The sequence below is a fragment of the Aequorivita vladivostokensis genome (assembly GCF_000952855.1).
GTDB classification, from domain to species: domain Bacteria; phylum Bacteroidota; class Bacteroidia; order Flavobacteriales; family Flavobacteriaceae; genus Aequorivita; species Aequorivita vladivostokensis.
This window is the reverse complement of the sequence record NZ_JSVU01000004.1, coordinates 258442-269944: the sequence shown is the minus strand read 5'-3', so window position 1 is coordinate 269944 and position 11503 is coordinate 258442. Positions and strand designations below refer to the sequence as shown.

10 protein-coding genes are annotated in these 11503 nt (G+C 31.3%); 3 read left to right on the top strand and 7 right to left on the bottom strand.

The features are described 5' to 3' along the window. Position 1 precedes the first annotated feature (1 nt). Positions 2-1129 (bottom strand): glycosyltransferase family 4 protein, encoded by a 1128-nt coding sequence (locus tag MB09_RS08210; protein WP_045080416.1) that lies wholly within the window; start codon positions 1127-1129, stop codon positions 2-4. Between the two features lie 136 nt (positions 1130-1265). Here MB09_RS08210 and MB09_RS15455 point away from each other — a divergent pair, with 136 nt between their 5' ends. The 3 genes from MB09_RS15455 to MB09_RS08195 all read left to right on the top strand — a co-directional run bounded on the left by MB09_RS15455 (position 1266) and on the right by MB09_RS08195 (position 4611). Continuing rightward, on the top strand, positions 1266-3086 hold the full coding sequence (locus tag MB09_RS15455; protein ID WP_052671322.1) for a BspA family leucine-rich repeat surface protein: 1821 nt from the start codon (positions 1266-1268) through the stop codon (positions 3084-3086). 145 nt (positions 3087-3231) lie between these two features. Continuing rightward, the gene (locus MB09_RS08200) at positions 3232-3807 is read left to right on the top strand and encodes an FG-GAP repeat domain-containing protein (protein WP_045080415.1); all 576 of its coding nucleotides are present in this window, start codon (positions 3232-3234) and stop codon (positions 3805-3807) included. 9 nt (positions 3808-3816) lie between these two features. Beyond that, on the top strand, positions 3817-4611 hold the full coding sequence (locus MB09_RS08195; protein WP_045080414.1) for a T9SS type A sorting domain-containing protein: 795 nt from the start codon (positions 3817-3819) through the stop codon (positions 4609-4611). Between the two features lie 82 nt (positions 4612-4693). Here MB09_RS08195 and MB09_RS08190 read toward each other — a convergent pair whose 3' ends face one another. The 6 genes from MB09_RS08190 to wecC all read right to left on the bottom strand — a co-directional run bounded on the left by MB09_RS08190 (position 4694) and on the right by wecC (position 11503). Next, complete coding sequence (locus MB09_RS08190) at positions 4694-6100, bottom strand: fibronectin type III domain-containing protein (RefSeq protein ID WP_045080413.1); 1407 nt, start codon at positions 6098-6100, stop codon at positions 4694-4696. A gap of 91 nt (positions 6101-6191) precedes the next feature. Next, complete coding sequence (locus tag MB09_RS08185; protein WP_165586687.1) at positions 6192-7382, bottom strand: O-antigen ligase family protein; 1191 nt, start codon at positions 7380-7382, stop codon at positions 6192-6194. Positions 7383-7715: 333 nt separating this feature from the next. Next, a complete protein-coding gene (locus MB09_RS08180) occupies positions 7716-8972 on the bottom strand; it encodes an oligosaccharide flippase family protein (protein WP_045080411.1) in 1257 nt (418 codons plus the stop codon). A gap of 24 nt (positions 8973-8996) precedes the next feature. After that, entirely contained in the window at positions 8997-9812 is an 816-nt protein-coding gene (locus MB09_RS08175; RefSeq protein ID WP_045080410.1) for a heparin lyase I family protein, read from the bottom strand. 6 nt (positions 9813-9818) lie between these two features. Then, complete coding sequence (locus MB09_RS08170; RefSeq protein WP_045080409.1) at positions 9819-10289, bottom strand: hypothetical protein; 471 nt, start codon at positions 10287-10289, stop codon at positions 9819-9821. A gap of 2 nt (positions 10290-10291) precedes the next feature. Continuing rightward, the gene (gene wecC, locus MB09_RS08165) at positions 10292-11503 is read right to left on the bottom strand and encodes a UDP-N-acetyl-D-mannosamine dehydrogenase (RefSeq protein ID WP_045080408.1); all 1212 of its coding nucleotides are present in this window, start codon (positions 11501-11503) and stop codon (positions 10292-10294) included.

Below are 11503 nucleotides of genomic sequence, written 5' to 3'. Positions count from 1 at the left end.
TCTATTGAATAATGGCTTCTAAGGACTTTATTTCATTCGAGACTGTTTTATCAATGGAAATCTTTTCCATTGATCTCCTTCCGTTATAAATTACTAATTTAAATGGCTCAATATTTTCCGTTATTTTCAATATTTTTTGAGCTAAACTTTTTGAATCGTTTGATAGCAATCCATTATAATTATCTTCTATAAATTCAGGAATAGCGGTATTATTATTACTCGCTACCAAAAGACCACTTGCCATTGCTTCGCACATTGTTACCCCTTGAGCATCCATTCTTGTAGGAGATAAAAAAATACCATATTTGGTAAAAAATTCATTCATCTCTGAACGATCAATAAATTCATTTTTTATAGTTACTCTTTTTGATAATTTAGCATCATCAATTTGTTTTTGATATTTACTTTGTAAATGACCCTTTCCATAAATATGGAGGGTAAACTCTTTTGGCAAATACTTCATAGTCTCAATCGCAATATCAACTGCATATTTTTTACTGGAAAGAGGGCGAAGCGTTAATAATTTATATCGATTTTCATAACTATCGTTAAATCTGAACAGATTAGTATCTATTCCATTTGGAATTATTTCAAAGTTTTCCAATTTTTGATCTAAATTGGTCTCGAGTTCTTCTTTCATCCATATTGAAGGAAATATATACTTGCAATTGTCCCTCCCCTTCGTCTCTCTGACAAATCTTTTCATTTTTGGAATTACCAAAAGATCCTTTTTGATCCACCTCAAGAATGTATCCAGACTATAATTGAAATCGAACATTCTCGCAGTAAATTTCTGTACTTCACTTCCATGAACATACATCGCAAATGGAGTATTTTCTCTCAAAATTCTTTTATAAATAGGCCAGCCATCTGCTTTACTAAAAGGATAGATGTTTAAAAGATGTAAATAGATAATTTCTTTCTTTTTAAGTAACTTAGCAATGCTCTTGCTCGGCATTTTATACACTTTTACTCCTTCGTGAATATAGGAACTTTCAATATTTGAAGGCACGTAAACCTCAACTTCAACTTCCTGTTTCAAAAATTCAACACTTCGCATATGTACAAACATATGATTATATGGATTATTAGATGATGGATAGCGAGATGTTATAATAGTTATTTTCATATTTTTTCAGTACCCTACAAAGAAACCACTAAGTAAAGACAATTACAAAATACACACAGTTATTATCCATAAAAAAAATATCAAAATTAATGTCCTTATATTTATATTTTAAATACTCACACAAATACAGTAATCCATGAAATTTCAATACTTGAAAGGGCCAATTATTTCTTTTGTTTTTCTAATTCATATTCCACTTTTAGCGCAAAATCTTAGCCCTAATGATTTTGTAACTACATGGAAAACAAATAATCCAGGCGATTCGAATAATAATCAAATCACAATACCAGTTGCGCAAGGCTCAACATATAACTACAATGTTGATTGGAACAATGACGGAATATTTGATGAATTTGGAATTACGGGAAGTGTAACGCATACTTTTAGCTCACCTGGAACATACACTATACGAATTAGTGGCGATTTTCCAAGAATTAGATTTTCCTTAGGTGAAGGAGATAGCAAAAAAATAATTTCTGTTGACCAATGGGGCACGCAAGCGTGGACAACCATGCAATATGCTTTTTGGGGATGCGAAAATCTTCAAGGGAATGCTAATGATGTTCCCAATCTATCCAATGTAACCGTTCTTAGCAGTATGTTTAGGAGCGCCAGAAATTTTAATGGAAATATTGGAAATTGGGATACATCTAATGTTACTAATATGGATTCTATGTTCTCCGATGCTTCGAGTTTTAATCAAGACATCAATAATTGGGATACATCAAATGTGATCAATATGAGTGGAATGTTCAGGTCTGCTCTTCAATTTAATCAACCCTTAGATAATTGGAATACTGCGAATGTTACAAGTATGAATGGGATGTTTTCTGCGGCTGAAAATTTTAATCAAAACTTAAATAGCTGGGATACTTCGAATGTAACAGATATGAGTGGAATGTTCTATAGAGCTATACGTTTTAATGCGCAAATTGGAAATTGGGATACTTCAAACGTCAATACTATGAAATATATGTTTCATGAAGCTTATGCTTTTAATCAGCCTATTGGAAATTGGGAAACCTCAAATGTTTCAAATATTGAATATATATTTCAAAATGCGCATTCATTTAATCAATATATTGGAAACTGGAATATTTCAAACGTGACGAGCCTATTTTATGTGTTTTTTAATGCTGAGAGTTTCAATCAACCTTTGGATAATTGGGACACTTCCAATATTACGGATATGGAATATACTTTTTTGGGTGCCAATGCTTTTAATCAAAATCTTGGGAACTGGGATACCTCTAATGTTACAGATATGACTTTTATGTTTAATGATGCTACTTCATTTAATGGAGATATAAGTGGTTGGGATACTTCCCATGTAACTAATATGTACGGTATGTTCGAAGACGCAAGTTCCTTTAACCAAGATATTTCAAGTTGGGACACATCTAGTGTTAGCATAATGTCCGTTATGTTTAGGGGAGCTATTTCCTTTGATCACAATATAGGAAATTGGGATATATCAAGCTTAACCTCGGCTGCTTATATGTTTCAATATGTCACACTTTCAACCGAAAATTATGATTCCTTATTGATAGGCTGGCAGGCACAAGCCCATAACAATGATGTGGTATTTCACGGAGGAGATAGCATTCCTGATTTAGGACTTCCTGCTAGAGAAAGCTTAGCACTTGACGATGGATGGAGAATAACAGATGGAGCAGGTACAATAATGGAAGTAATTGACGAAAAACTTTTAAGTATTGCCATTTATCCAAATCCTTCAAATGGTATCTTTAAGGTTAAACTGGCTCCCGAAAGTATAGATTTTTTAATAACCTATAGTATAATCAATACATCCGGTCAAAACCTTATAAAAGAAAAGGAGATACCATTAAGGGTTAATGAATATATTCTGGATTTATCGCATATTAATCCTGGATTATATTTTATAAAAGTGGCTTCTGGTGCTAGACAGTCAATTAATAAATTACTTATAAAGTAATTTTAAATATTCAAATTCAAAACTACACTTAGCTGTATATGTCCCATAAGTGAAGTGCATAATTTTGTTTTAAGATGGACAATATCATCTTAAAAAAATAATCAATCTCTTTTGGGAATAACAATAAGTTCTAAAAATTATCCTTATGAAGTTAAAATTACTAATAATAACAATCTTGTTTAATTGCAATTTATACTCGCAATTTGGCGGCCCAATTATAATTCCTTCTGATATAAATGGACTAAATAATATTTTTTCTGCAGACTTAGACGGAGATGGAGATATGGATGTTTTATCTACATCAAAAACTGATAATAAAATAGTTTGGTATGAAAATGAGGATGGAGAAGGAACTTTTTCAAACAATCACATAGTCTCGATGAATAATGATTATGGTGCTATAAACTACGTTTACATTGCAGACTTGGACAATGACAATGATAATGATATTGTTGCCGCCTACGATTATGGACTTGTATGGTTTGAAAACTTAAATGGGTTAGGGATTTTCAGTGAAGCAAAACTAATAAGTTACGATGTTGATAGGGCGATACAAACAAAAGCAATAGATATCGATGATGATGGACATAAAGATATTGTTTGTTCAAATATATATAATGATTCTCAAGTTACTTGGTCCAAAAACATTGACGGGTTAGGTAATTTTGGGCCAGCACAAAGAATAGCTGGACCAGGCATAAACGGACCGAACTATTTTTGAGTAGATGATATGGATGGAGATGGTGATATGGATGTAGTAACATCGACTTATGATCTATTTTTTCCAAATTTCGTTGACAATAATATTTCTTGGTTTGAAAACATGGGCGGCAATGGAACTTTTGCTCCTAAACAGCTGATTATAAATAATGCGGGATCTCCCGAAGCAATTACCACAATAGACATTGATAATGATGGTGATATGGATATAGTTGTTGCCTCCTATTTTGACAATGAGGTCTATATACTTGAGAATTTGGATGGAGCTGGGAATTTTAGCGACAAAATAGTTTTACCTATTGTATTAAATAGACCAAAATCTATATTTGATTTTGATTATGACAATGATGGTTTTATAGATATCCTTATAGCAGCCGACAATAAAGTATCGCTAATAAAGAATGATGGATTTGGCAACTATAATCTAGAAATAATAATTTCAGAAATCGCAAACAAGGCTATTTCCGTTTTTGCATCAACTATAGATAATGACAATGTATTAGATGTTATAACTGCTTCTTCTAATGATAATGTAATTGCCTGGTATAAAAATGAAACTTTATCTGTAGAAAATAATAATTCAATAATTTTCTCTGTTTTTCCCATTCCAACAATCAACATTCTTACTGTAGATTCAAATTCCCAAATAACTAATATTAAAATTTACAATGAATTGGGACAATTAGTTTTTCAAACAATTAATAAAAATGAAATTGATATTTCACATTCATCTAAGGGCTACTATATTATTAGAATAGAAGATATAAATCAACATTACGAAATTAAAAAGATATTGAAAATATAGATTATAATTGATTTTGTGAATTTTACATTGCAACAAATACGCTTTATTACTTCGTTACTCTATATTTATAAAATAATTAAAATCACCTTATTATATATTCAAAAGTATATGCTGCCTGGTTATTAACTAATGCCTCAATTGGATATTCATAAGAGTTATATTGATAGTTTATTTTCGAAAATAAATTGCCATTCTTTTTAACCTCTGTTATATTATTCTGATTATTAAATGTGTAAAAAAATGGAATTAGCATTAATTCTTTAACAATTTCATCTTCTAAAAAATTATCCCTTTTTAGGCCAAATGTAAATTGAGCGCCTTCAAAGTGACCATTAAATGTTTTCAACCTCTTTTTATTATCGTAACTGATATCCCAAACATTATTTTCTGAATCTGTGATTTTAATTAAATTACTTCCATCGTATTGAAAATGAATAGTTTTACTATCTCCGCCCATTGTTTCATTTTGAGTTACCAATTTTGTTAAATTATTTTGACCATTATAGGTGGCAATATTTGAGTATAGAATGGTTGTTGTTTCACCAGTTATATGATTTTCCTTGATAAATTCGCGAGTATAAGAAGTATGATCTGAATTAAATTCATATTTATCTTCAAGTATTATGTCATCACCACGTCTATAATTTATCCTTTCAAGACCGTTCGAACCATAAAAGTAATTACAAATGCCAGAGTAATATCCATATCCAAAACTTCTCTCCTTAATAATTAAGTTATTCTCATATTGGTATTCGTAATAGAATTCCCATCCGGGTTGATCGTGGTTCTCGATATGCCCTATAAGATTATAATTTACATCATACTCAAATAGATGAGAATTCGATCCAGAATCCCTCATTTTGTATAGATATAATTCTGAGGGCGCCGGAGTTGTAAATTGAATTGTTTGTTCGTTAACGCCAACTAAATTCTCAGCGACTACTTTTACAGTGTAGTCAGTTTCAGGAACTAAATTATTTAAGAAATATTCTAGTTGATTTATATTCTCCGCAACTAAAGTATTATCTAAATAAACAGTATATAAAATGTCCGAACCGTCTTCTGCAACTGACTCAGTCCATTTTACCACAGCAGAAACTGGGGTTAATGATTCAATGTTGATTTCAAAATCTCCTGGAAGAAAAACCTCCTCTGGAAGCAGGGTGGTAAATCTAAGTGTCCTTTCAAGTGTTCCGTTATTATTTTCTGCCACTATCTTTACAACGTAATTATTCTGAGGCATTAAGTTATTTACCTCATATTCATATTGATTTAGTCCCTCGGATAAAAGAACATCATTTAAATAAATATTATATGAAACAATTGCCCCGTCTTCACTGATAGACTCCGTCCATCTTATCAATACCGAATTTGATGCAAGTGAGTGAATGCTAATTTCAAAATCTCCTGGAAGTACAATTTCATTTTGTTCTTCTTTATTACAAGAATTGTAAATAAATAAAACTAATACAAGTATTATAACTCTCATATCTTTATGTTAATAAGGATTATTTATTCTTAAAAATAAGGCAATTAAGAGAGATACAAAAATTAATTTTTATTAAAAGTAAATTAGAAAATTAAATATCTTCCTGCTTCTCCTTAAAATACATTAAAGCAAAAACAATTCCTATGAATACCGCCGCCATACCCGAACTAAATACATGTCCAGCTGTTGCGGAAATTCCTATTAGAATCCAAATCATTAATAAAACATAATTTGAATAGATGTGTCTTTTATTGCTTGAAAAACGAACTGCTTGCACAATGAGAAAAGACATTAACATTCCAAAGTACAACAAACCGAAAAGACCATAAGCAAAAAAGATATCGGCAAAATCTATCTCAACAATTTGATTGTGGTTTAAGTTTTCATATTGTGTTTGACCCACACCCATAATTTTTTCAATGAAATCATATTTTTCCTTATATGTCTTGTTTGCCTCCTTGAAGAAAATATTTCTACTTGATAAGAGAAATGTCCAAAAATCAAACTTTTCAGAAAAATACTGTAGTCTTATGAAGAATGCTGTTCCTTGGATGGACCGCCATATTAGAAAAAGAGATAAAGGAATGATGAGAAATATTGAAGCGAGAAAAAAAATGAAACTTTTAAGATTTATTTTCAATGATGGTCTTTTTAGTGGAATTAAAAAGAATATCAAGAGAATTCCTACTATTCCTGTTTTAGAACTAACAGTTAAGCCCACAAAAAGCGTAAACGCCCACAATAAGAAATATTGAATTTTTTTTCCTCTATTCCATATATCAAAGGCCATAAAAGAGCTTAAAATAACTAATAAAGCCGAAATTTCGTTTCCTGCATAAAAGAACCCTTTGCTCCCAATACTCCCATATTCATACATAGGATAGCCCAAGCCAATGTATTTCAAGAGTATATTACCAACTAAAACTATATAAGAAAAACGTATAAGATTTCGCAATTTTACTATTCCCACATAACCATCTCGCTTAATAAAGTCTGCAAAAAATAAAAAACAATATAATGGGGTAAGGTATTTTGAGATCTTGACAATATCTTCAAAAATGGATGACACAGAAAATATTTTGAATGATTGATAAATTGAGGGAAGGAAAAGTAATGCGGTAAATCCTAGAGACACTAAAAGTAACTTAGGCTTAAATAAAAATCGAAAAAATATAAAGATTAAGATAACAAGTTTAAAGAGTTGGCCGATGCTAATGGGTAAATTAATACCATTTTTTAATACTATTCCATTTAGCATGTCTACAGGCAGCAATGCAAACATCAATAGAATTATAAAATTATCTAAATAAGAAATTTTCAACATTTAGGAATGATAATTTAATCTCCGTAAATATACTTTAAAATAAATAGCAAGTAATTTGAGGTTGGACTGCTTTTCAATCAATTAATTAAGTCTGATTCCCATAATAAAACTACATAAACCAGCAAGACATGTTAATCCAGTAACATCTGAAATCGATTGGTTTTGAATATCAAATTGCTTTATTCCTGAGTTATTCAAAATATCATAGAAAGCATTTGTTGTCTGTATATAAACGAATAAAAAAAATCCGAGTTGCATAGTTTTTTTTTTGAATTCATTGATTCGTATTTTTTAATCCTCCTTACTGAAGGTATTGCTCCTATTAACAAGTATCTTTTCTGTAAAAACAAGCAACCCAAATAATAATGAAATGTAGGTTATTAAATTAGTGGAGACAGCTCCAATTAATCCAAATTTTGGAAGCAAAATAAAAACAAGGATTATATTTATTATAGCGACAATAAACACAATATAGAATCGGAACTTTTGCTTATCCAAAATAATCAGCAACATTTCATAATTAGCAAATATAAATCTGGTTAATGCAGTGGCTAGAACTATAATAAAGGCCGTGAAGGTAATATCATTCATGGGAACCTTAATCAGTTGGAAAACAATATCTTTAAAAAAGTAAAGTATGATTAGGATTCCGAAACCTACCAAAAAGCTATACAATTGTAATTTTCTAAAATTTGCAAGTAAATTCGTTCCACTTAGCTTCTTTAAATAGGATAGAACGACTTGAGACATAGAAACTGTAATTAAGTACACGGGAGCTATTATAACAAATAAAGCCCTATAATAGCCATAAGTTTCAGTATCGAGAAGATAAAAAAGGATTATCATTCCGGATTGGGTGTAAATTGCTGTAACTATATCTTGGTAGCCAAAATATTTTCTTTCTTTAAAACTATCCAATAAATATTTTTTCCGGAGGGATTCTAGAGGTGTATTCTTTTTTAATATAGTTGGGTCTAAAAATATAGAAAGAATAAACACAAATAGATTAATAGCAATAAGAGTTATGAAAATGAAATGTAAATTAGATACGGGATTTTCCCATAGAAATAAATATCCTATCAACAGAATCAATAATAGGAAGAAGTAAGTATAGGCTTTTAGCTCCTTTAGAAAGTTCCCAGCACCCTTATAGAAAGAAAAGAGAATAAGATTTAAAGATAGAATATATCCTAAAATTATTCCATATATCAACAGATTCCACCCTTTTATAAATTCTAAGAAAGGTGTTAAAATAAAATATAAAGATAAAGTCGCTATAAATAAAAGTGAGGTTATATATAGAGAACTTAAAAATGTTTTTTTATTTTTTTCTATAGTTTTCGTTTCATTGATTAAAAAAATCGGGCTACCAAAGGGCATAAAGGCCATTAAAATATTGGAAGCTGAGTAAACAAATGAGAAAACAGCATAGTCATGAATGCTAAGAATATTGATAAGTGTGACATTAAATATCCACCTAGATCCAAATTGAAGTCCCTGAGAAGCGTTGTTTAATAGAATATCCTTAAGAAAAATTCTTTTATTCATTTCTCAGATTAATTTTTCTTTGAACTATTCTGATCCTGTTTTCTCGGGCAGATACAACAGATAATTAAAATTATCAATATAAACAGATATGGTATCATTACTTAAGTAATTCCCATAAAGCCCCATTTTGAAATAATTAGGCACATCATTAAACATATTCGCTCCAATTAATTTACCCGTAGGGTTTTCATCTGATTTAACTAAATATTCTCCATTTATACTTGGAATTGAATAACCCGATTCATCCTTAGCCCACTTTATGGTGTTTTCAAAAGAATACCATTCATTCGGTTGGAGAGGAAATTCGTATGTTAAATGTCTTAAGCTTTTTCTATTTTTATCTTTTAACCCGTAGGCATATACAATATAATATTTATCGCCTGGAAGGACTCTAATGTACAATTGTATTGGGGGATTAGTATCCATGTTATAATCACTCCAACTCATTCCTCGTGGAGGCATATCATGCCACTGATGAATCATAATCCAATCTAATTCCTTATTTCGCGCAAAAAATTCTGAAGTAAATAAAAATTTGAAAGAATAATCCACATTAAGTCCAATAGTATCCTTTGTTTTTAATACAAATTCATTTCTCTTTCCTCCATAATTAAAATCCTCTGGGAAAAGATGGAAAGCAAGAGAATTATTTTGGATATCTAAAGGATCATTTACAATACCATACCTACTACTATTTGTCGTTTCCGAAGTATTCCAATAAGGATTTATAGTGTAAAAACTATCGGAAAACTCCTGAATTATCCTTTCATCATTAATTATATCTTCATTACTACAAGAGCATAAATACACACATAATATTAAAGTCGATAGATATTTCATTTATGATTAATTAAGCTCAATATTTTTAATAACAATTCTTTTACCTATTCCTCCTTGATATTGATGCCTGTCATAAAGAAAAAATATAAGGCTATCTATTTGTTTAATAGGCTCTTGAAAACCATTTATTATATATTTATTATCTCCAATATTCTGTATTTTTGGTTTGCTATCCCATATCAAGTAGGTTTGGTTATCAGGCAAGTTTTTCTTATCAATATATACTTGAAGACCTAAACTATATTGTTCAACCTTTTCAGAAGTAACATCATCAGCTAACATTAAAGTATATTGTAACTGATTCGCTTCACGAAAGAAGGCTATTTTTTGAACTCCGTATCCTTTAACAAACTCTTCGTTAATATAACGAAATTTATCATACCCTTTCAATCCATGATACAAATAATATTCGTTAGTTTTCTTTTGACAGCCAAAAAAAAAGAGAGAACAAACTAGTATAATAAACACATTCTTCATCCTTATTTATTTATAATCCCACAAAAATCCAAGACCTGCATTTGGATTTCTCCATTCAATCCTTTAAACTCTTTATGAGCAACCAAAAATACCATTATATCACAAGTCTTTTTGGCTTCCGTTAAAGATGTTAATTTAAACTGATCGTGAGAATTTAAATTTGGCTCTACAAATAAAACATTAAATCCGTCTGCGTCCAATTGTTGCGAAACACGCAGCGCGGGTGATTCTCTTAAATCATCAATATTCGGTTTAAAAGCAAGGCCCATACAGGCAATAACTGCATCTCTACCGTGTTCTATTTTAAACTGAAGTGCAGTATTTTTCACTTTTTCTATAGCCCATTCAGTTTTGTAATTATTGATCTCGCGCGCCGAACGAATTATTTTTGATTCTTCCGGAAATTCGGAAACTATAAACCAGGGATCAACGGCTATACAGTGCCCGCCTACACCTGTGCCCGGTTGCAAAATATTTACACGGGGATGTTTGTTTGCCAGACGGATCAATTCCCAAACGTTTATGTTTGCCTTGTCACAAATCATGGAAAGCTCATTGGCAAAAGCTATCTGCACATCACGTGATGAATTTTCGACCAATTTACACATCTCAGCGGTTTGTGAATTTGTTTTGTGCAGTTCGCCTTTTACAAAATGTTTGTAGAACCAAACTGCCTTTTCGGTGGATTCATCGTCAATTCCGCCTATTGCACGATCGTTTTGCTCCAGTTCATAGATTACGTTTCCGGGCAAAACGCGCTCGGGACAATATGCAATAAAAATTTCACCTTTTAAGTCGGGCCGTTCTTTAAAAATAAGTTCTTGGATTTTATGGGTGGTGCCAACAGGGCTGGTAGATTCCAAAATAACCAGAGCGCCTTTCTGTAGCGTAGGGATTATATTTTTTACCGCACTTTCTACATAAGACAGGTCAGGCACGTGATTGTCCTTAAATGGGGTGGGCACAGCTATTAAATACACATTGGCCATTATGGGTTTTGTTGCCGCCTTTAAATAGCCTTCTTTAACCACGTAATGCACCAAGCCATCGAGTTCGGGTTCTACAATGTGAATTTTGCCTTGGTTTATGGTATCTACTACGTGTTGTGAAATATCAACACCCGTTACATTCAATCCTTTACTGGCTATTAGTGCCGCTGTGGGCAAGCCTATATAGCCAAGGCCCATCATTACCACTGTGGGTTTAATTTCCAT

Coding starts and splice junctions, on each gene's coding strand:
- MB09_RS08175 (WP_045080410.1), bottom strand. CDS start 9,812: ATGAAATATCTATCGACTTTAATATTATGTGTGTATTTATGCTCTTGT.
- MB09_RS08185 (WP_165586687.1), bottom strand. CDS start 7,382: ATGTTTGCATTGCTGCCTGTAGACATGCTAAATGGAATAGTATTAAAA.
- MB09_RS08190 (WP_045080413.1), bottom strand. CDS start 6,100: ATGAGAGTTATAATACTTGTATTAGTTTTATTTATTTACAATTCTTGT.
- wecC (WP_045080408.1), bottom strand. CDS start 11,503: ATGGAAATTAAACCCACAGTGGTAATGATGGGCCTTGGCTATATAGGC.
- MB09_RS15455 (WP_052671322.1), top strand. CDS start 1,266: ATGAAATTTCAATACTTGAAAGGGCCAATTATTTCTTTTGTTTTTCTA.
- MB09_RS08180 (WP_045080411.1), bottom strand. CDS start 8,972: ATGAATAAAAGAATTTTTCTTAAGGATATTCTATTAAACAACGCTTCT.
- MB09_RS08200 (WP_045080415.1), top strand. CDS start 3,232: ATGAAGTTAAAATTACTAATAATAACAATCTTGTTTAATTGCAATTTA.
- MB09_RS08170 (WP_045080409.1), bottom strand. CDS start 10,289: ATGAAGAATGTGTTTATTATACTAGTTTGTTCTCTCTTTTTTTTTGGC.
- MB09_RS08195 (WP_045080414.1), top strand. CDS start 3,817: ATGGATGGAGATGGTGATATGGATGTAGTAACATCGACTTATGATCTA.
- MB09_RS08210 (WP_045080416.1), bottom strand. CDS start 1,129: ATGAAAATAACTATTATAACATCTCGCTATCCATCATCTAATAATCCA.